This window comes from Achromobacter sp. FW305-C-13, assembly GCF_058783475.1.
In genome coordinates this window covers 305104-325353 of sequence record NZ_JBYSYN010000002.1, presented here as the reverse complement: position 1 = coordinate 325353, position 20250 = coordinate 305104, and the positions used below count along the sequence as shown (strand labels likewise).

Annotated in this window: 20 protein-coding genes and 1 tRNA gene; 10 read left to right on the top strand and 11 right to left on the bottom strand. The window is 64.4% G+C overall.

From position 1 onward, the window contains the following. Nucleotides 1-37: 37 nt before the first annotated feature. Nucleotides 38-475, bottom strand: coding sequence for a DUF1801 domain-containing protein (locus tag AC3WMU_RS13050; RefSeq protein ID WP_315140026.1), 438 nt, complete (start codon nucleotides 473-475; stop codon nucleotides 38-40). 170 nt (nucleotides 476-645) lie between these two features. On the opposite strand from AC3WMU_RS13050, the gene vapB reads away from it, so the two are divergent. The 3 genes from vapB to AC3WMU_RS13035 all read left to right on the top strand — a co-directional run bounded on the left by vapB (nucleotide 646) and on the right by AC3WMU_RS13035 (nucleotide 1975). After that, a complete protein-coding gene (gene vapB, locus AC3WMU_RS13045) occupies nucleotides 646-876 on the top strand; it encodes a type II toxin-antitoxin system VapB family antitoxin (RefSeq protein ID WP_006227461.1) in 231 nt (76 codons plus the stop codon). After that, nucleotides 876-1277, top strand: coding sequence for a type II toxin-antitoxin system tRNA(fMet)-specific endonuclease VapC (gene vapC, locus AC3WMU_RS13040; RefSeq protein WP_492282444.1), 402 nt, complete (start codon nucleotides 876-878; stop codon nucleotides 1275-1277). The genes vapB and vapC overlap by 1 nt, the downstream gene beginning before the upstream one ends. 197 nt (nucleotides 1278-1474) lie before the next feature. Next, a complete protein-coding gene (locus tag AC3WMU_RS13035) occupies nucleotides 1475-1975 on the top strand; it encodes an ankyrin repeat domain-containing protein (RefSeq protein WP_006227463.1) in 501 nt (166 codons plus the stop codon). Between the two features lie 116 nt (nucleotides 1976-2091). Here the strand turns inward: AC3WMU_RS13035 and AC3WMU_RS13030 are convergent. The 3 genes from AC3WMU_RS13030 to AC3WMU_RS13020 all read right to left on the bottom strand — a co-directional run bounded on the left by AC3WMU_RS13030 (nucleotide 2092) and on the right by AC3WMU_RS13020 (nucleotide 4631). Beyond that, nucleotides 2092-2168: transfer RNA gene (locus AC3WMU_RS13030), tRNA-Pro, on the bottom strand. Between the two features lie 174 nt (nucleotides 2169-2342). After that, nucleotides 2343-3308 carry an octaprenyl diphosphate synthase gene (gene ispB, locus AC3WMU_RS13025; protein ID WP_088588744.1) on the bottom strand — a complete coding sequence of 322 codons (966 nt, stop codon included), beginning with the start codon at nucleotides 3306-3308 and terminating at the stop codon, nucleotides 2343-2345. Nucleotides 3309-3473: 165 nt separating this feature from the next. Beyond that, the gene (locus AC3WMU_RS13020) at nucleotides 3474-4631 is read right to left on the bottom strand and encodes a fumarylacetoacetate hydrolase family protein (RefSeq protein ID WP_492282443.1); all 1158 of its coding nucleotides are present in this window, start codon (nucleotides 4629-4631) and stop codon (nucleotides 3474-3476) included. Nucleotides 4632-4762: 131 nt separating this feature from the next. Between AC3WMU_RS13020 and AC3WMU_RS13015 the strand changes: the two genes are divergently transcribed. From AC3WMU_RS13015 to proB, 5 genes are all read left to right on the top strand, one after another. Beyond that, the gene (locus AC3WMU_RS13015; RefSeq protein ID WP_492282442.1) at nucleotides 4763-5521 is read left to right on the top strand and encodes an IclR family transcriptional regulator; all 759 of its coding nucleotides are present in this window, start codon (nucleotides 4763-4765) and stop codon (nucleotides 5519-5521) included. Between the two features lie 282 nt (nucleotides 5522-5803). Continuing rightward, on the top strand, nucleotides 5804-6115 hold the full coding sequence (gene rplU / locus AC3WMU_RS13010) for a 50S ribosomal protein L21 (protein WP_006216228.1): 312 nt from the start codon (nucleotides 5804-5806) through the stop codon (nucleotides 6113-6115). A gap of 34 nt (nucleotides 6116-6149) precedes the next feature. Beyond that, entirely contained in the window at nucleotides 6150-6410 is a 261-nt protein-coding gene (gene rpmA / locus AC3WMU_RS13005; RefSeq protein ID WP_006224659.1) for a 50S ribosomal protein L27, read from the top strand. A gap of 256 nt (nucleotides 6411-6666) precedes the next feature. Further along, on the top strand, nucleotides 6667-7803 hold the full coding sequence (gene obgE / locus AC3WMU_RS13000) for a GTPase ObgE (protein ID WP_006224660.1): 1137 nt from the start codon (nucleotides 6667-6669) through the stop codon (nucleotides 7801-7803). A gap of 55 nt (nucleotides 7804-7858) precedes the next feature. Further along, nucleotides 7859-8995 carry a glutamate 5-kinase gene (gene proB / locus AC3WMU_RS12995; protein WP_006224661.1) on the top strand — a complete coding sequence of 379 codons (1137 nt, stop codon included), beginning with the start codon at nucleotides 7859-7861 and terminating at the stop codon, nucleotides 8993-8995. Here the strand turns inward: proB and AC3WMU_RS12990 are convergent. Further along, a complete protein-coding gene (locus tag AC3WMU_RS12990) occupies nucleotides 8918-9715 on the bottom strand; it encodes a transcriptional regulator (RefSeq protein WP_280029995.1) in 798 nt (265 codons plus the stop codon). The two genes, proB and AC3WMU_RS12990, sit on opposite strands and share 78 nt — an antisense overlap. A gap of 100 nt (nucleotides 9716-9815) precedes the next feature. Here AC3WMU_RS12990 and AC3WMU_RS12985 point away from each other — a divergent pair, with 100 nt between their 5' ends. Continuing rightward, a complete protein-coding gene (locus AC3WMU_RS12985) occupies nucleotides 9816-10244 on the top strand; it encodes a helix-turn-helix domain-containing protein (RefSeq protein WP_006224663.1) in 429 nt (142 codons plus the stop codon). Between the two features lie 113 nt (nucleotides 10245-10357). Here the strand turns inward: AC3WMU_RS12985 and AC3WMU_RS12980 are convergent, their stop codons facing one another. Further along, on the bottom strand, nucleotides 10358-10915 hold the full coding sequence (locus tag AC3WMU_RS12980; protein ID WP_006224664.1) for a SecDF P1 head subdomain-containing protein: 558 nt from the start codon (nucleotides 10913-10915) through the stop codon (nucleotides 10358-10360). A gap of 328 nt (nucleotides 10916-11243) precedes the next feature. Between AC3WMU_RS12980 and thiC the strand changes: the two genes are divergently transcribed. Continuing rightward, the gene (thiC, locus tag AC3WMU_RS12975) at nucleotides 11244-13157 is read left to right on the top strand and encodes a phosphomethylpyrimidine synthase ThiC (protein WP_492282441.1); all 1914 of its coding nucleotides are present in this window, start codon (nucleotides 11244-11246) and stop codon (nucleotides 13155-13157) included. A 1269-nt stretch (nucleotides 13158-14426) separates the two neighbouring features. On the opposite strand, the gene AC3WMU_RS12970 is transcribed toward thiC, so the two are convergent. From AC3WMU_RS12970 to AC3WMU_RS12950, 5 genes are all read right to left on the bottom strand, one after another. After that, nucleotides 14427-15839 carry an FAD-binding oxidoreductase gene (locus AC3WMU_RS12970; protein WP_424624579.1) on the bottom strand — a complete coding sequence of 471 codons (1413 nt, stop codon included), beginning with the start codon at nucleotides 15837-15839 and terminating at the stop codon, nucleotides 14427-14429. Next, a complete protein-coding gene (locus tag AC3WMU_RS12965; RefSeq protein ID WP_006224667.1) occupies nucleotides 15836-16555 on the bottom strand; it encodes a FadR/GntR family transcriptional regulator in 720 nt (239 codons plus the stop codon). Before AC3WMU_RS12965 ends, AC3WMU_RS12970 begins: the two co-directional genes overlap by 4 nt. A gap of 82 nt (nucleotides 16556-16637) precedes the next feature. Then, nucleotides 16638-17834, bottom strand: a complete 1197-nt coding sequence (locus AC3WMU_RS12960) for a GGDEF domain-containing protein (protein ID WP_035213069.1) — start codon at nucleotides 17832-17834, stop codon at nucleotides 16638-16640. A 161-nt stretch (nucleotides 17835-17995) separates the two neighbouring features. Continuing rightward, nucleotides 17996-18751: a HesA/MoeB/ThiF family protein gene (locus AC3WMU_RS12955; RefSeq protein WP_424624580.1), complete on the bottom strand. Its 756-nt coding sequence runs from the start codon at nucleotides 18749-18751 to the stop codon at nucleotides 17996-17998. Continuing rightward, entirely contained in the window at nucleotides 18748-20193 is a 1446-nt protein-coding gene (locus AC3WMU_RS12950; RefSeq protein ID WP_006224670.1) for a S41 family peptidase, read from the bottom strand. Before AC3WMU_RS12950 ends, AC3WMU_RS12955 begins: the two co-directional genes overlap by 4 nt. Between the last annotated feature and the right edge of the window lie 57 nt (nucleotides 20194-20250).

Sequence of the window (20250 nt, the reverse complement as noted above, 5' to 3'; positions counted from 1 at the left end):
GCCCACTGCGCTCTCGCACCGCCCCTGCCTTGCCCCCTTACATCCGTTCACCCGGCAACTGGCTGGCTTGTCTGACCCAATCGCTGAATTGAGCCTCGTCCAGCACATCGTCTTCGCGGATATCCAGATACCGCGTGTCCTGGCTCTTGGAGGCTCCGGGCGGCACAGGCTGCAGCGACTGCCCACGGAAGAAGGCGACTTTGACGTATTTGGTGAAGCAATGAAGGCTGAGAAACCAGCCCTCGCCCTTCAAACCGTAAAACGGCGAATTCCATTTGACGGCTTTATGCACGTCCGGAATGGCCTTCACGATCAGCGCATCAAGCCGACGGCCCAGGTCGCGCTTCCAGCCCGGCATGGCCGCAATATAGGCTTGCACCGGACCATCGCCTTCGCCTTTGGGAATTTGCGGGTTGCCGCCAGACAGCAGGACGGGTTCGGCAGGCTGCGCGCTGGGACGCTTCGCGGCCTTGATGGACCTCGCGGGAGGGTTTTCGGCCACGGCATGGCTCCGGTCGCTGATAAGCGTCGAAAGTAAACCGAGGGCTGCTGAATGCCAAGTGGGCCATCTATCGGCTTCATTGCGTACAGGCGTTTGCCAACCTTACAATGTATATTCCAAGCGTATATCCCAAGGAGAATACCGTGGACCAAGGATCTGTTTTCAAGAGCAACCGAAGCCAGGCAGTGCGCCTGCCTAAGGCCGTCGCGTTGCCGCCTGACGTCACGCGGGTCGACATCATCGCAATCGGTCGCGCACGTCTGCTGGTGCCCTCCGGCGAAAGTTGGGACACATGGTTCGACGGCGAGTCGGTGACCACCGACTATCTGGTCGACCGCGAGCAGCCTGGCGATCAGACACGCGAGGGCTTCTGATGCTGAAGTTCATGCTCGATACGAACATCTGCATTTTCACGATTAAGAGCAAGCCGGATGCGGTGCGGCAAGCCTTCAATCTGCGGCAAGGACAATTGTGCGTAAGCACGATCACCGCAATGGAACTCATCTACGGTGCGGAGAAATCAGCCGCACCCGCGCGCAATCAAGCCGTCGTTGAGGGTTTCCTGGCTCGCCTTGAAGTCCTCGACTACGATCGCGCCGCTGCCGCCCACACCAGCCAGCTCCGGGCGGAACTGGCAAAAATTGGCACGCCCATTGGTCCTTACGACGCAATGATTGCGGCTCACGCCCGGTCTCAAGGCTTCGTCCTCGTGACGAACAACACCCGCGAGTTCGCCCGCGTGCCCGGCCTTCGTCTGGAGGATTGGACGGTCTGATTGCCGGGAAACCAGCGCCGCGACCGGCATACCGTCGATCCCGAACGACCAGAGGCCGACCGTCATCCCCGGATCGCTGGCCGCCAGCACTGACACGGGCCCGGCTATCAACGCGTCGAATCAGGCCGATCTGCGCCGCGGTCACACCGCACCGTGTAACGTTCGCGTACCAGCTTTCCCCGACACCCACCTACCTTATGACTCCAGACCAACAACTCCTGCACGCGGCAAGCAAGAACGACACCGCGGCCATCGAACAGGCGCTTCTGCTGGGCGCGTCCGTGAACACCCTCAACGACTTCGGCGGCACCGCGCTGTTCTGCGCCGCCACAGATGGCGCGGCCGATGCCGTCCGCGTCCTGCTCGCCCACGGTGCCAACCTGTCCTGCCGCGCCGGCCACGGGCTGACCGCGCTACATCAAGCAGCAAGCTGGGACCGAGAAGCCGTGGTCGCCTTGCTGCTGGAGGCGGGCGCTGACGTAGACGCCGTCATGGATGACGGCGGCACGCCGTTGATGGCTGCCGCGGCGCGCGGCAATCTGAATATCGCGCGGCTGCTGCTCTCCCACGGTGCCCAAGCAGACGTACGTGACAACGAAGGCTGGAACGCCTGGGCCTGGGCTACCGAAAAAGGCGCCGACGAGCTGGCCGACCTTCTGGAAGAGGCAGGCGCGGAACCCGCGTTCCCAGATGAGTGAGCGCCTGGATCGCCATGTGAAAGGAGAGCAAACGCAAAAAAGCCGGCCCGCTTGCGCGATACCGGCTTTTAGCTAAAAGTGTCGGGAAACACTTTCAAAAATTCGACCACATCAAGTGGTCGGGGCGAGAGGATTCGAACCTCCGACTCCTGCGTCCCGAACGCAGTACTCTACCAGGCTGAGCTACGCCCCGAGTCTTACTATTTAGGCATCTCTGCCTACTTGCTTGCTCGGCTACGCTCAGTGCAACCAAACATCTTGCTGTTTTTCACTATCAACAGCGACCGCTATTAGAACCTAAATTCAGTTTTTTTGAAAATCGGGTTTTTCAACCTCGCTTTTCAATTCCCCGAACCAAGTTTCCGCGCTAGCGATCTCTATTCACCGCGAAAGCGCAGAATTCTAGCAGAGAATTCAAGAAAGGGGAAGCGGGATAGGCGGACAGGGCTTCCCGGGCCCGATCGGCTTCGGCGACGGCGGCCAGACGCGCGTGTTCCAGCGCGTCGGTCGCCTGGATGGCGGCGGCCACGGCGGCGAAGTCGGCGTCGCCCGTCTTGATGGCGTCGCGGATCAGTTGCTGCTGCTCAGGCGTGCCCACTTCCATCACGCGGATCAGCGGCAGCGTCGGCTTGCCTTCGCGCAGGTCGTCGCCCACGTTCTTGCCCAGGGCGGCGGCGTCGCCGCTGTAATCCAGCACGTCGTCCACCAGTTGGAAGGCCGTGCCGACGTGGCGACCGTAGGCGGCCGCGGCGGCTTCCTGTTCGGGCGTCGCGCCCGCCAGGATGGCGCCGACTTGGGCGGCGGCTTCGAACAGCTTGGCGGTCTTGTAGCGCACCACTTGCAGGTAGCGCTCTTGCGAAACATCCGGGTCGTGCACGTTCAAGAGCTGCAGCACCTCGCCCTCGGCGATCACCGTGGTGGCCTGCGACAGGATGCTCATGATGCGCATCGAGTCGGCCTCGACCATCATCTCGAACGAACGGGAATACAGGTAGTCGCCCACCAGGACGCTGGCGGCGTTGCCGAACACGGCGTTGGCGGTGTCCCGGCCGCGGCGCAGGTCGGATTCGTCGACCACATCGTCATGCAGCAAGGTGGCGGTGTGGATGAATTCCACGACGGCGGCCAGCAGTTGGTGATGCGTCCCTTCGTACCCCAAGGCGCGCGCCACCATCAGCACCATGGCCGGGCGCATGCGCTTGCCGCCCGCGCCAATGATGTAGTCGCCAATCGTGCGGATCAGGACCACATCGGAATTCAGCCGCTCGCGGATGACCGCGTCGACAGCCTTCATATCGTCAGCAATGGGGGCAATAAGCGCGGGGAGATTCAAGACGTATCCGACAAGTGAAACGAGCCGCGTGGGGGCTCTTACCGCTGGGCCCGCCACGTGCGGCGGGGGATTCGACCAGCGATTATACGGGGTGTACGGGCAGCAGGCGGCCACGGCCGCCCCACCTCCGCCCCACTTGCGCCCCTGCTCCGGCCCCCGATCCTGTTACAGGCCGCGCCCTGCCAGATTGGCGTACAGCGCGCGCACGCCAAAGGTCCAGGGCGCGATCTCGGTGGACAATTGCACCTCGTTGACCAAGGCGCCGATGCGCTCGGAGGCGATCACGACGCGGTCGCCCAGCTTGTGCGTGAATCCCGTGCCCGGGCCCTTGCGATCCTGGCTCGGCGAGAACATGGTGCCCAGGAACAGCATGAAACCGTCGGGATACTGATGATGCGCGCCGCAGGCCTGGCGTGCCAGGTCGAGCGGATCGCGGCTGATTTCCCGCATGTGGCTCACGCCGCTCAACGCGAAGCCGTCGTCGCCGTCGATGCGCAGCGACACGTCGGCCTGGCGCACGCTGTCCAAATCGAAGTCGCCGTCGAACAGCCGGATGAAGGGGCCGATGGCGCAGGATCCGTTGTTGTCCTTGGCCTTGGTCAGCAGCAAGGCGCTGCGGCCTTCGATGTCGCGCAGATTGACGTCGTTGCCCAACGTGGCACCCACTACCTCGCCGCGGCTGTCCACAGCCAGCACGATTTCGGGTTCGGGGTTGTTCCATTCGGATTCCGGCAGCACGCCGATCTGGGCGCCAAAGCCCACCGAGGCCATGGGCGGCGCCTTCGAAAAGATCTCGGCATCGGGGCCGATGCCCACTTCCAGGTATTGCGACCATTGTCCGCGTTCAAGCAATTCGGTCTTCAGCTTGAGCGCCTGCGCAGAGCCGGGACGCAAGCGCGAGAGGTCCGAGCCGATCAGCGCCTGCATCCGCACGCGGATCTCGTCGGCCCGGCTCGCGTCGCCGCCGGCTTCTTCTTCGATCATGCGTTCCAGCAGGCTGATGGCAAAGGTGACGCCAGCCGCTTTGACCGGTTGCAGGTCGCACGGCGCCAGCAAACGCGGCCCCTCCCCGCCTTGCAACGTGGCGGCCATCAGTGCCCGCACGTCGCCCAGCGATTCTCCGTCGGCGCTGCGCGCTACCGCCACGCGGTCGGCCCGGTCCAGCAAGTCGGACACGGTGGGCGCCGTGGCGGTAACGTCGAAAACCTCGCCGTCGCGCACCACCACCACGCTGGGGCCGTTGACCGGTGCCGGGCGCCAGACCCGGCCCACCAGCAACGCCTGGGATAGATCGGAAGGCAGTGTGTCGTGCTGCGGATTCATGTTGTCTCCTCGCGTTGTGCCGGTCATCGCCTGGGATGCGGCAGGCCGTTGATGCAGGACGAGTCTAGGAGAATGGCCTTATCATGTCCAATATTATGATTTTCATTCCAACATATTGGAAATAATGCGCCGTGGCTATCGACTATGACGTTCCCGCCATCCGGCGCACGCACGACATCCTGCGGGTCCTTGCCGGCCGTCGCACGCCGGTCAAGGCGGCGGAACTGGCCGACAACTGCAAGTTGGCCAAAAGCACCCTCTACCTGTTGCTGGACTGCCTGGAACAGCGGCGCTGGATCGAACGCAAAGACGGCGGCTACCTGATCGGCATCGAACTGATGGCGCTGGGCGCCGCCTATCTGCGCCATGACGGCCTCGAGGCCGCCTTCCACGCGGCCGCCAGCGATTTCGTCGCCCGCTGCAACGAGGTGGTGCAGTTGGCCGTGCTGGACGGTTTCGACGTGGTCTATATCGCCCGCGAGGACGCCCGCCGCCCCGTCCGGCTGGTGTCGGAACTGGGCATGCGCCTGCCCGCCCACGCCTGCGCGCTGGGCAAGTCGCTGCTGGCCAGTCTGACCCCCGAAGCATTGGCGGCCTGCGTGCCGGCTGAGTTGCCGCGCGTCACCGACCGCACGTTGGCCACGCGCGAGGCGCTCTACCAGGAACTGGATCTGGTGCGTCAGATGGGGCTGGGCCAGGATCTTGAGGAAGTAGCGACGGGCCTGGTCTGCTACGCGGCCTATATCGGGGCGACACCATTGGGCAAGCGGGTGGCAGTCAGCACGTCGATCCCCACCGACCGCCTGGACGACGCCCACCGACGCGACGTGATGGAAGGCATCCGCCAGGTGGCGCGCGACATCGCGTTGCGGGTGATTCCCGCGGCTTGAAGCCTGAGCGCCACACCTAAGCCCTTAGCCTGCAACGGCTTTTTGACTTTTGAAAAGTCCCGGGCTAATATCCTGAATTCGGTCAGCAATGCCCGAATTACGTCGGTTGTTCGCGTAAACCCTCTGGGTACTTTCCAAGCACTACGCTTGAAAGCACATAGGCGCTTTCCTTCTTGCCAGGTTCTGGCATCAAGACATGAAAGCGATCTTTCCAGGGCGGCAATCCCACCCAGCAGGGCGGGTCGCGCGGATAGACCCATTTACCTATTTAAGGAACACCCCATGTACGCGGTCGTAAAAACCGGTGGCAAGCAGTATCGCGTTGCCGCTGGCGAAAAACTCAAGATAGAACAGATACCGGCAGACATTGGGCAAGAAATCACCCTGGACCAAGTGCTGTCCGTGGGCGAAGGCGACCAACTGAAAGTTGGCACGCCCCTCGTCTCCGGCGCTGTGGTCAAGGCAACGGTTCTTGCGCAAGGCCGCCACGACAAGGTCAAGATCTTCAAGATGCGCCGTCGCAAGCACTATCAGAAGCGTCAGGGCCACCGTCAGAACTACACCGAAATCCGCATCGAAGCCATTACGGCTTAAGAAGCGACTCGGTACCACTTAGCAGGAGCTAAACATGGCACAGAAAAAGGGCGGCGGCTCTACGCGAAACGGACGCGACTCAGAATCAAAGCGTCTGGGCGTCAAGACCTTCGGCGGTGAACTGATTCCCGCTGGTTCGATCATCGTGCGTCAGCGCGGTACTCGCTTCCACGCTGGCGTGAACGTCGGCATGGGCAAGGACCACACCCTGTTCGCGCTGGTCGACGGCAAGGTTCAATTCGGCTTCAAGGGCGCATTGAACAAGCAGACCGTTTCGATCATCGCTGCCGAGTAATCGGACAAGCACGGTCAGCGCAACGCGGTTTACCGCGTTGCCGAACGGCAAAAGCCCTGTCGCATGCGGCAGGGCTTTTTTGTCGCCGGGCCGCCCCAAGACAAAATGCGGCCCCCTTGGGGGGTAGCAAGCACACGAAGTCTGTGCAGCGTGGGGGGCTTTTTTGTTTTAGGGCAATTGGCGAGTAAGCTTTCCAATGCCTCCTGGCGGCGCCCCCTGGGCGCCTGCCCCATTACCCACTACACGCGCAAACACCATGAAATTCGTAGACGAAGCCACCATTGAAGTGGTCGCCGGCAAAGGCGGCAATGGCGTGGCGAGCTTTCGCCGCGAAAAGTTCATTCCCAAAGGCGGTCCGGACGGCGGCGACGGCGGACGCGGCGGCACCATCTATGCGGTAGCCGACCGCAACATCAACACGCTGATCGACTTCCGCTACGCGCGCCTGCACCGCGCCAAAGGCGGCGAGAACGGCCGCGGCTCCGACCAGTACGGCGCAGCCGCCCCGGACATCACCTTGCGCGTGCCCGTGGGCACGGTCATCCATGACGCCGAAACCGGCGAAGTCCTGTTCGACCTGGACACGCACGAGCAGAAAGTCGTGCTGGCCGCCGGCGGCCAGGGCGGCATGGGCAACATCCATTTCAAGTCCAGCCTGAACCGCGCGCCCCGCCAGTGGACGCCCGGCAAGGAAGGCGAACACCGCTACCTGCGCATGGAACTGAAGGTGCTGGCGGACGTGGGCCTCCTGGGCCTGCCGAACGCCGGCAAGTCCACGCTGATCACCCGCATCTCGAATGCGAAGCCGAAGATCGCGGACTACCCATTCACCACGCTGCACCCCAACCTGGGCGTCGTGCGCACCTCGCCGTCGCGCAGCTTCGTCGTGGCCGACATTCCCGGCCTGATCGAAGGCGCCTCCGAAGGCGCGGGCCTGGGCCACTTGTTCCTGCGCCACCTGGCGCGCACCCGCGTGCTGCTGCACCTGGTGGACGTGTCCACGCCGGATCCGGACGCCGACCCCGTCGAGCAAGCCGTGATCGACGCGCGCGCCATCGTTGAAGAACTGCGCCGCTACGACCCGGAACTGGCCGAAAAGCCGCGCTGGCTTGTCCTGAACAAGCTGGACATGGTGCCGGACCCCGAAGACACCAAGCGCCGCTTCCTGGAGCTCTACGACTGGAAGGGCCCCGTGTTCGCCATTTCCGGCCTGACGGGCGAAGGCACGCAAGACCTGCTGTACGCGCTGCAAGACTACCTGGACGCCGAGCGCGAAAAGGAATACGTGTCGCGCGACCAGGCAGACGGCACCTACGTGGCGCCGGACCCCCGCTTTGACGACACCCGGTCGGATGCCGACAAGCCCGCCGCGCCGCGCGCCGGCGACGAATAAGCCATAATCGCAGTCCTTACGATTACGTCTTTTTTCGCCGCAGCCGGCGCCCATCATGTCTGCTGAAACACCTGCCGTTTCCGTCGTCACCCACGCCCAGCGCCTCGTCGCCAAAGTCGGCTCGTCGCTGGTCACCAACGAAGGCCGAGGCCTGGACCGCGCCGCTGTCGCGCACTGGGCCGCGCAGATCGCCGCCCTGCACAAGCAGGGCAAGCAGATCGTGCTGGTCTCCAGCGGCGCCATCGCGGAAGGCATGGCGCGGCTGGGTTGGCGCAAGCGCCCCTCCGTCATGCACGAACTGCAGGCGGCCGCGGCCGTAGGCCAGATGGGCCTGTGCCAGGCCTACGAAGCGGCGTTCGCCGAGTACGGCCTGCGCACCGCGCAGATCCTGCTAACCCATGAAGACCTGGCCGACCGCCACCGCTACCTCAACGCTCGCAGCACGCTGTTCGCCCTGCTGCGCCTGGGCGTGGTGCCGATCGTCAACGAAAACGACACCGTCGTCACGGACGAGATCCGGCTGGGCGACAACGACACGTTGGGCGCACTGGTCACCAACCTGATCGAGGCCGACACGCTGATCATCCTGACCGATCAGCGTGGCCTGTACGACTCCGATCCCCGCAAGAACCCCGAAGCCAAGTTCATGTCGCATGCGCAAGCCGGCGACCCGTCCTTGGAAGCCATGGCCGGCGGCGCCGGCAGCGGCATCGGCACCGGCGGCATGCTGACCAAGGTGTTGGCGGCCAAACGCGCGGCCCACAGCGGCGCGCACACCGTCATCGCCTCGGGCCGCGAACGCAACGTGCTGACGCGCCTGGCCCAGGGTGAATGCATCGGCAGCGAATTGCGCGCCGTGCTGCCCGTGTGGTCCGCCCGCAAGCAATGGCTGGCCGACCACCTGCGGCTGCGCGGTCGCGTCGTGCTGGATGACGGCGCCGTGCAGGCGCTGCTGCGCGAAGGCAAGAGCCTGCTGCCGATCGGCGTGACGGAAGTGGAAGGCGAGTTCGGCCGCGGCGACGTCGTCGCATGCGTGGACAGCCAAGGGCGCGAATGCGCCCGCGGCCTGATCAACTATTCGTCCGTGGATACGCGGCGCATCCTGCGCCAGCCGTCATCCCAGATCGCCCGCATTCTGGGCAGCATGACCGACCCCGAGCTGATGCACCGGGACAACCTGGTCGTGCTCTAAGGGCTTTGCACACGCGGCGTTTGGCGCAGGGTTCCAGCCACCCTGCCGCGTCGCGCCCGGGTCGTGCTGCAGGAAGATGTAGCCCCACCCGCGAACGGCGAGTACCGGCAGGTCGATATCAAGGCGGCGCGCCTTGCTGCGCAGCCGCGACACCAGCACATCCACGCTGCGCGCGCCCTCTTGCGGGTTGCCCGGAAAGAACCGTTCGCGCCGCAGGCATTGGCCGGGCGCATTCAACAGGCGGATAAAAAAAGTACGCTCGGTCACGGTGAGCGGTAGCCGTTCACCGGCGGGCCCGGACAGCACCCGCTCTCGGCCGTGGACCCGCCACGCCGGCCCGTCGGTGGCGGGTGGCAACAGCCGTCGGCGCACATTGCGCAGCAACGCGTCCCATTCGGGCGCTTCCATGCGCACTGAGCTGTAGGCATCCACGCCGGCCTCCAGGGCCTCGACACGTTCGCGTGGCGTAGCGGCGGGCGCCTGCCACACCACCACCGCATCCGGCGCCGCACGACGCAACGCGGCAATCAGCTGCGGCATCCGCTTGCCCCGGCCACGCAGCACCATCGCATCGGCATCCTCCGTCTGCAGGTGCTCTAAGAGTTCGGCCGGCGATTCGAACGCGCTGACCTGCCATTGGAATTCACGCAAGGCAGTGACAAAATTATTGTTCGTCATTTCATCAAGTTGCACGACGAACACATTGCCCCGTTCCTGCATGCCAACACGCCTCCCGAATTATTACTTAAGTGATTCTTATAGCCACCAAAGTAGATGACGAGCAAGCTTCAATCGATGCGTGAAGACATTTTCAGACCGATTGAAGCAAGCCCGTCTTCTGCGTGGCCACACGCAGAAGACGCTCGCGCGTCTGGCGCGGATTTCGCAAAGTGCAATCGCCAGTTACGAAAGCGGGCTTCGGCACTCCAGCCGGTCCGTACGCAAGCTTGCTCAGATTCTGAAAATCGAAGCGGAATGGCTTGAAACCGGCAAGGGCCCCATGGAACTACCCATGGAAGGCTATGACCTGTCCGATACGCTTCCGCCGGCCGGCGTTGCCGAAACCATGCCGCGCCTGCCCAAGCGGCGCCGCCCGCATGCGCCGTGGCCTTATCCCAATATCGCGCCGTCGCTGTTCGATGGGCTATCACCCGAAGACCGCGTGCAACTCGAAGCGCTGACGCTGACTTTCATCGAAACCGCGCACGCCCGCCGCACCGTAAAGCCCCGCGGACGCAAGCCCGGCTGATCGCCACATCTCCCTGCCTTGAATACCTACGCCTGATTCGGGCAAAAAAAATCCGCATCGTTCGATGCGGATTTTTTTATGTCTTGCGTAAGCGGGGCAGGCCCGCCTGAAGATCAGGGCTTGGGCGCGGGCGCCGTGCCGTTTGCGGCCGGAGCCGGTGCGGCATCGCCACGGATCTTGGCAGCGATTTCAGAGGCGGCCTGGGCCGATGCCACGCCAAATGCCAGCACGCCGCGGTTCAGCGGTTCAGCGATGCTGGGGGCAGCGACCAATTCCTGGTCGATCACCAGGGCCAGGCGGTTGCCGACGTTCTTGGTGCTGACGTCCGTCAGCTTGCGTGCGCCGGCTTCCGAGAAGCGCAGGCCCACGAAGTTCTGGCCTTGGCGATCCACCAGCGCGGCGGCGTCGGTCAGATCAGCGCGCGTCAGCACGGGCGTCTGCTGCATGTAGAGCTTGCCGTCGGGCAGCGCGATCTCGCGCAAGCCCGGCGCGGGCTGCTGCTGCGCCAGGTAGAAGTCCACCGACGAGGCGGTGGCCGGCTGCGTTGCCTGCTGGCCGGCTTCGGGCGTGGCCGCAGCACCGGACGACTTCGTCGGGGCGGTCTTGCAACCTGCTAGCGCCAACGTCACAACAACCAGGGCGGGCGCCAATTTGCGTAGGGTCAGTTGCATGCTCGATTCCTTCTTAAGTGGGCTGGTCCCGACAAGACGACTGCCTGCCGGGCGTTTCATTGAAAAAGTGTACCGAACCTGAATGACAGTGTCGCCCCAGACTGAATCCAAATGTAAAGCAGTAATACCAGCCCTCCTCGCAGTGGCTCTATACTTCGCTTTCGCGCAGGGGTACTCGTCCCGCCTTTCCGGCAGGACGTGTTGAGAGAGTCCCTTCGTACCAGTACGGATAATGCCGATGCTGGGAGCCGTATTTCCGCCACGTGTCCCCGCACGCCTGGCGGAAGTCCATTCCCGATCGGCTCCAACAACTCGCTTGGAGCTTTCCATGAACGCCAATCCCAAATTCCTGGCCGCTACCGCCGAAGTCGACGCGGCGGCCGTCGCACCGCTGCCCAAATCGCGCCGCGTGTATGAAACGGGCTCGCGCCCCGACATCCGCGTCCCTTTTCGCGAGATCGAGCAGGACGACACGCCGACAATGTTCGGCGGGGAAAAGAACCCGCCACTGACGGTCTACGACTGCAGCGGCCCCTACACCGACCCCGACGTCAAGATCGATATCCGCCGCGGCCTGCCCGAACTGCGCCGCGCCTGGATCGAAGAACGCGGCGACACGGAAGTGCTGTCGGGGCCGACCAGCGACTACGGCCGCGAACGCCTGACCGATCCCAAGCTGACGGCCATGCGCTTCGACCTGCAGCGCCCGCCGCGCCGCGCCAAGTCCGGCGCCAACGTCTCGCAGATGCACTATGCGTGCCGCGGCATCGTCACCCCCGAAATGGAATACGTAGCGATCCGCGAAAGCCTGCGCCGCGAGCACTATCTGCAAACGCTGCGCGACAGCGGCCCCGATGGCGAAAAGATGGTCAAGCGCCTGCTGCGCCAGCACCCGGGCCAATCGTTCGGTGCCGCCATCCCCGCTGCCATCACGCCGGAATTCGTGCGCGACGAGATCGCACGTGGCCGCGCGATCATCCCCGCCAACATCAACCACCCCGAAGTCGAGCCCATGGCCATTGGCCGCAACTTCCTGGTGAAGATCAACGCCAACATCGGCAACTCGGCCGTCAGCTCCGGCATCGGCGAGGAAGTCGAAAAGATGACCTGGGCCATCCGTTGGGGCGGCGACACCGTGATGGACTTGTCCACCGGCCGCCACATCCACGAAACGCGCGAATGGATCATCCGCAACTCACCCGTGCCGATTGGAACGGTGCCGATATACCAGGCGCTGGAAAAGGTGGACGGCAAGGCTGAAGACCTGACGTGGGAGATCTTTCGCGACACGCTGATCGAACAGGCCGAACAGGGCGTGGACTACTTCACGATCCACGCCGGCGTGCGCCTGCCGTTCATTCCGATGACGGCCGACCGCATGACCGGCATCGTCTCGCGCGGCGGCTCGATCATGGCCAAGTGGTGCCTGGCGCACCATAAGGAAAGCTTCCTGTACGAGCGCTTCGAAGACATCTGCGACATCATGAAGGCCTACGACGTCAGCTTCTCGCTGGGCGACGGCCTGCGCCCGGGCTCGGGTTACGACGCCAACGACGAAGCCCAGTTCGCCGAACTGAAGACGCTGGGCGAACTGACGCAGGTCGCCTGGAAGCACGACGTGCAGGTGATGATCGAAGGCCCCGGCCACGTGCCGATGCAGATGATCAAGGAAAACATGGAGCTGCAGCTGGAACACTGCCACGAGGCGCCGTTCTACACGCTGGGCCCCCTGACGACCGACATCGCCCCCGGCTACGACCACATCACCTCCGGCATCGGCGCCGCGCTGATCGGCTGGTACGGCACGGCAATGCTCTGTTATGTGACGCCGAAGGAGCACCTGGGCCTGCCGAACAAGAAGGACGTGAAGGACGGCATCATCACGTACAAGATCGCCGCCCACGCCGCCGACCTGGCCAAGGGCCACCCCGGCGCCGCGATCCGCGACAACGCCCTGTCAAAAGCGCGCTTCGAGTTCCGCTGGGACGACCAGTTCAACCTGGGCCTGGATCCGGACACCGCCAAGGAATTCCACGACGAGACGCTGCCGAAGGACTCCATGAAGGTGGCGCACTTCTGCTCGATGTGCGGACCGCATTTCTGCAGCATGAAGATCACGCAGGACGTGCGGGATTACGCGGCGGCGCAAGGGGTCAGTGAGAAGGATGCGTTGCAGAAGGGAATGCAGGAGAAGTCAGTGGAGTTCGTTAAGAAGGGGGCTGAGGTTTATCAGCGGCAGTAGGGGGTTGTTGGTGATGGCGTGTGGCGGGGGTCGAGTTCTTTAGGCGTCCGTCGCGTTGGGGGTCTGGGGTGCGAGTGGCAACGATTGCGGTCCGGAGCCTTCGCTCCGGACTGCCCCGTCGTCATCTTCGTCACTGCCTGCGGCAGCTCCTTCAGATTCCCTCGGGCTTATCGACGCCCCTCGCACCCCAGACCCCCAACACACCGGACTCCACTAGCCGCAATCTCACGGCGGCTGGGGAGGTCGGCGTGCTTAAGGTTCTTCTCCACGGCGGGGCGTGGTGGAAGATCTTGCGGTGCCCGCTCCCGGCCGGCCGCGCGGGCGGCCTTCGGGCGCTTACGCATCGTCTTGCGTCGTCGCGTGTTTCGCTTCGCGTGTGGGTGCAAGCATGCGGATCATGCTCCGTAGGATGGGTGGAGTGCGTTCCGGTTTACGCAAGTACACGGAAGGCATGCCGCACGTAACCCATCACCGATGCATGCCGACACGATGGGTTGCGCGCGGCATGCGTCCTGATTCTTATGCCGCATTTGCCGCGCTCCACCCATCCTACGATTGACGATCAATTCGTCAGAGGAACGACACATCGCCGGATCCCATCACCGGCCTCCCATTTGGACGGGTGGCGCGCGGGGGGCCTTCGGGCGCTTACGCATCGTCTTGCGCCGTCGCGTGTTTCGCTTCGCGTGTGGGTGCAAGGATGCGGATCATGCTCCGTAGGATGGGTGAAGTGCGTTCCGGTTTACGCAAGTACACGGACGCATGCCGCACGTAACCCATCATCGATGCATGCCGACACGATGGGTTGCGCGCGTACAGGTCTGGACAAGCAAACAGCTATCCGCCGTGCGCCACCCGTCGCTCCACCTCCCCCTCTGCGGGGCAATAGAAAACCACTCGCCCCCCGCGCGCAAGCGACTACCACCCCGACGCATCAACGACGCGTATGCCGAATGCGGCCGCCCGCGCGGACGCATGAGGCGGGCCCCGAAAATCCCGTCAGTAAACAGCGCTCTAGCAGCGCATCGAACTCAGACGGCGCAGCTCGTCGCCGGGGTCGGGTGGGTGGCGCGCAACCTTGATGCGCCCGAGGGAATCTGAAGGGAAGGCCGCAGGCCTGGACGAAGATGACGACGGGGCAGTCCGGAGCGAAGGCTCCGGACCGCAATCGTGGGCGCGCGCCACCCACCCGACCCCGGCGACGAGCGTCCCACGAAGCCACGACAACGCGACAACGCGATAACCCTCAAGCCGCAACCGACAACACCCCTACAGCAACTTCCCCGGATTCATGATCCCCGCCGGATCCATCACCTTCTTGATCTCACGCATCAACCGCAACTCCACGGCATCTTTGCTATGCAGGAAATGGTCCCGCTTCAGCTGCCCGATCCCGTGTTCCGCGGAAATGCTGCCGCCATAGCGATTCACTTCATCAAGAACCGCATCCGTGATTGCCGCGCCATTCACGGCCACCCAGTCGCGGTCGGCGCCTGCGGGACGTGACAGGTTGTAGTGCAAGTTGCCGTCGCCGAAGTGGCCGAAGATGAACGGGCGGATATCCGGGTACAGCGCGCGCACGCGCGCTTCTGCTGACACCATGAAATCCGGGATGCGCTCGATCGGCAGCGACACGTCGTGCTTCAAGTGCGGGCCGTCGGCGCGTTGAGCTTCCGAGATTTCTTCGCGCAGCTTCCACAGCGTCTGCAGTTGCGACAACGACGCCGACACCGCCGCGTCCAGGCACAGGCCCCGTTCCAGCGCCGTGCCGATCACGTTTTCCAGCAGCGTCGTCAGGCCCGCCTCGTCCGCCGTATCGGCCAACTCCACCAACACATAGGCCGGGTAGCGCTGATCGAATGGCTCTTGCACGCCTTCCGCATGCGTCAGCACCAGGTCCAGGCAATCACCCGAAAAGTATTCGAACGCCTGCAGCCGCGCGCCGCATTGTTCGAACAGGATCTCGAACAACTGCAGCGCCTGCGCGGGCGACTCCACGGCGGTGAGCACCACCGAACGCACATCGGTGCGCGGAAACAGGCGCAACGCCACCGCCGTGATCACGCCCAGCGTGCCTTCGGAGCCGATCAGCAACTGCTTCAGGTCGTAGCCGGTGTTGTCTTTGCGCAGTGTGCGCAGGCCGTTGAAGATCTCGCCCGTGGGCAGCACGGCTTCCAGGCCCAGCACCAGTTCGCGCGCCATGCCGTAGCGCACCACGTTCACGCCGCCGGCGTTGGTGGCGACGTTGCCGCCGATCTGGCTGGAGTCTTCCGCCGCCAGGCTCAACGGCAGCAGGCGCCCGGCGTCCTGCGCCGCGCGGCGCAGGTTGCCCAGGATGGCGCCGGCTTCGGCCACCATCGTGTTGGCTACCGTGTCGATGGAACGCACGGCGTTCATGCGGTCCAGGCTAAGCACCACGTTTTTCGCGCTGCCATCCGGCGTGGCGCCACCGCACAGGCCGGTATTGCCGCCGCGCGGCACCACCGGCACGCCCTCTTGCTGGCACAAGGCCAGGCAGGCGGCGACCTCCGCAGTGGTGCGCGGACGCACGACGGCCTGCGCGTGGCCGTTGTACAGGCCGCGCCAGTCGGACAGCCAGGGCGCGATGTCCGCATCGGCGGTGTAGACGGTATCAGGGCCCAGGGCCTGGGTCAGGCGTTGAGTGAAATCGGATGCGCTCATGGTGTCTGCGTTGCCGCGGAAAAGAGGGGATCGAGTTGCAGGCGGCTGGCCGCCTGCTGCAAGTGGAAGACCGCCGCCTGGCGGGCCTGTTCGGGATTGCCGGCGCGGATGGCCTCGAAGACGGCGACGTGCTCCTGATGCACGGTCGCGGTCAGGCCGTCCTGCAAGCGGCTGTTGGATCTTGCGGTGCGTACTGCCAGCCGCAGTTGCAGGTTCAGGTACTGCAGCAGTTCTTGATAAGTGCTGTTGTGCGTCGCCGCGGCAATGGCCAGGTGGAACGCCACGTCGTGCTCCACCCCTTGTTCGGGATGTTCAAGATGGGCCTCCAGGGCGGCCAGCGCCTCGGCCATGGCGGCAAGATCGGCGGCGTTACGGCGCAGGGCCGCCAATGCGGCCGCCCCACCCTCCAGTTCCATCCGCAATTCGTAGACGTTGGCCAGCTGGGCGCGGTCCACGCCGATGCCGCTGGACACCTGGAAGCCCTGGGCACCCGTGCGCGACACCACCGTGCTGCCGGAACCCTGGCGGCTTTGGATCATCCCCTGGGCGCGAAGGCGTTCGGTCGCTTCGCGGATCACGGCGGCGCTGACGCCGTACTGCTCGGCCAGGATGCGACCAGGCGGCAGTTTGGCGCCCACGGGATGCACGCCGTCGGCAATGTCTGTCGCAATCTGGCGGGCGACCTGTTCGGTCAGGGTCAGGGTCTTGGTCAACATGGATCGATTATAGGGCTACTTTTCAGGTTATCTGATAACTTTGGTCCAAAAAAGCCACTGATGGCCTGCCGGCGCCCCCCTATCAAGCCGTGGCAGGCTCTCCGTTGCCGCTGGAAAGCGTGGCGTCTTCAACTTCGGCGCCCCCGACGATCTCGCAGCAGCGGCCGCCCCGCGCCTTGGCTCGGTACAAGGCAGCGTCCGCCGAATCCAGGGCGGCCTGCGGACTGCGATTGGCCGCCGAAATGATCGAAATGCCGATCGACAGGCCCACGCTGACCCGCGTGCCGTCCGCCAGCGCAATCGGCTGGGAGGCGTCGCGCAGCAGGTGTTCTCCCAAGCGCAACGCCGCCGTGGCGTCGATGCCGGTCACCAGCACGATAAATTCGTCGCCCCCGATCCGGGCCGCCACGTCGTCCACCCGCAGCATGCCGCGCATGCGTTGGGCGATGGTGGTCAGCACCTGGTCGCCCGCGGCATGGCCATAGGTGTCGTTGATGCGCTTGAAATCGTCCATGTCCATGTACAGCAGCGCGGCGTGGCTGTCGTGCCCGCGCGCGCTGGCGCACACCCGCTCCAACGCCACCTGCAATCCGCTGCGGTTGGCCAGGCCCGTCAGTGCGTCTTCGCTGGCGCGGCGCTCGCTGGCGCGCTCGGCCAACATGGTGGACACCAGGATGCGGTTCAAGCGATGCGAGGCGATGCTCATGCTGACCAGATAGAACGGGATCTGGATGAAGACGATGGCCGTGACGTATTCGCCCGTGAACAAGGCGCCCAGGCACATTGGGCCCAGGCTCAGGAAGATCATGGCGCCGACCAGCCGGGGCGCGCCGTAGTTGCGAAAGCAGATGCCGCCCGCCATCGCGCCGCAGGACACGCCCGCCAGGGTGGCGGCCAGCCAATCCCCATTGAGGAAGGTGATGAATACGCCGTAGCCCACGCTGAACGCCCACAGCAGCGCAAGCAGAATGTAGAGGTCGGTATGGGTGTTGCCGCCCTTGGGCGCGGCGCGCAAGGCGGCCCGCAGGATCGTGACCCGGATGATGGCCAGCACCAACTCGAGTACCAGCCACGAGATGTACAGGGGCTCCGGGCGACGCCAGGTGACCACGCCGGAAATCATCAGGGTATTGATGACCCCCCCGGCAAAGATGGGAAGCGTGCCGAACAGGCTGGCGATCAGCGCCGCGCGGATATCGGGAGGCGTGTCTTGCCCGGCGTGCGTCAACCACCGCGTCAGGCGCCACCGAGGCAAGCTGAACTTCAGTCCTGTGTCCACACCGTCACGTCCATCGCCATCACCAGAATTAAGTAGGCTGGCTGGCGTTATAGCAGGTATTTCAAGCCTTTAATATTGTCCCCGAGGGCAATAAGGGCACGGCGTGAGACGAATTTTCGCTTGGCGTGAGACGAATTTTCGCTTGGCGTGAGACGGCTGGGTCAGTGCCCGCGATGGCCGCAGACCGCGCATTCCGGGTCGCGCTGGACGTTGACGCTGCGCCATTGCATGGTGCGCACGTCCAGCCACAGCAGGCGCCCGGACAGGCTTTCACCCACGCCGGACAGCAGCTTGAGCGCTTCGGCCGCCTGCATGCTGCCGATGATGCCGACCACCGGCGCGAACACACCCATCGTGGCGCAGTTGGCTTCCTCGACGTCGTCGGCTTCCGGGAACAGGCAGTGGTAACAGGGCGCGTTGTCGTCGCGCAGGTCGTAGACGCTGACCTGCCCATCAAAGCGGATCGCCGCGCCGGACACCAGCGGCTTGCGATGCTGCACACAGGCGCGGTTGATGGCGTGGCGGGTGGTGAAGTTGTCGGTGCAATCCAGCACCAGGTCGGCTGCAGCGACGGCGTCGGACAGCGCCTGGTCTTTCAGGCGCTCGACGCGGGCATGGACCTGCGCTTGCGGGTTAAACGCCGCCAGCATGTCGCGCCCGGACTCGGCCTTGGGGCGGCCAACGCTGGCGGTGGTGTGGAGGATCTGGCGTTGCAGGTTGCTGAGCTCGACTACGTCGTCGTCAGCCAGGGTGATGTCGCCCACGCCGGCGGTGGCCAGGTAGAGCGCAGCGGGTGAACCCAGTCCACCCGCCCCTACGAGGAGCACACGCGCCGCCAGCAGTTTTTCCTGCCCTTCGATTCCCAGCTCGTCGAGCAGGATGTGGCGGGCGTAGCGCAGCAGTTGCTCGTCGTTCATTTGTCCTTGCTGGGCTCGACTCCGGTCGGCGTGATCTTCATGCGCGTGGGCGTGCCACCGCCGGCCTTGGCGTCAGCCTTGGCTTGCGCGCGGGCCGAACCCTTTTGCACCGGCTTGCCGGCCAGCACGTTCAGCGCTTGCTGCAGCTGGAAGTCGTCCTTGCCGCCGAATTCGAACACCTTGGTGGGAACGTCGACGTTGTCCTGATCCGAATTGGACTTCACTTCGTTCGACGTGCCCGGGTTGGACAGGTGGCGTTGCAGGTCGGCTTCGCGCGGCAGGCGGAACAGGTCGCCGTCGGCCGTATCAGCAACGACGTAGTCCGGTTCGATACCCGTGGCCTGGATGGAACGGCCGTTGGGCGTGAAGTAGCGCGACGTGGTCAGCTTGACCGCAGTGCTTTCCGACAACGGCAGGATGACCTGCACCGAGCCCTTGCCAAACGTGCGGTTGCCCAGCACCTTGGCGCGCTTGTGGTCCTGCAGCGCGCCGGCCACGATCTCGGAAGCCGAGGCCGAACCGACGTTCACCAGCACCACCATCGGCACCGTCTTGGTCCAGGCCGGCAGGCCCGCCAGGTAGTTGCTTTCACCGCGGGCATATTCCGACGGCGTAGCCAGGTACTTGTGGCGGGCGTCGGGCGTGCGGCCGTCGGTAGACACCACCAGGGCGTCAGCCGGCAGGAAGGCGCCGGACACGCCGATGGCGCTGGTCAACAGGCCGCCCGGGTCATTGCGCAGATCCAGGACCAGGCCCTTGAGCGGCTCTTTGGCGCCCAGTTCCTTCAGTTCCTTGGCAAGGTCCGAACCGGTTTTTTCCTGGAACTGCGCAACGCGGATGTAGCCCACGCCGTTGTCCAGCATCTTGCTGCGCACGCTGCGCACCTTGATGATGTCGCGGACGATCTTCAGCACGATGGGCTGGGGACGGTCGGCGCGCATGATGGTCAGCGTGATCGGCGACTTGGGTGCGCCGCGCATGAGCTTGACCGCATCGTTCAGCGTCATGCCCTTGGTGGGCGTGTCGTCGATCTTGATGATGAGGTCGCCGGCCATGACGCCAGCGCGCGCGGCGGGCGTGCCTTCGATCGGCGAGATCACCTTCACGAAGCCGTCTTCCGCGCCGACCTCGATGCCCAGGCCGCCGAACTCGCCTTGCGTGGCCGTCTGCATTTCGCGGAAGGCGTCGGCATCCAGATAGGCGGAATGCGGATCCAGGTTGGAGACCATGCCCGAAATGGCATTGTCGATCAGGGTCTTGTCGTCGACCGCCTCGACATAGTTGTTCTTGATGGCCGCGAAAACACTGGTCAGTTGCCTGAGCTCGTCCAGGGGCAAGGGACTGCCGCGCTGGGCGACGGCTGTCACGCCAACACTAAGCAATACGCCAGCCACCGCGCCGATGGCAATCAGACCGAAACCGCGAAACTTACGAGTGCCCATGCACACTTCCCGAATTTTGTTTTCGCCGATGGGGTTTGGTAATTCACCAACGGTTTT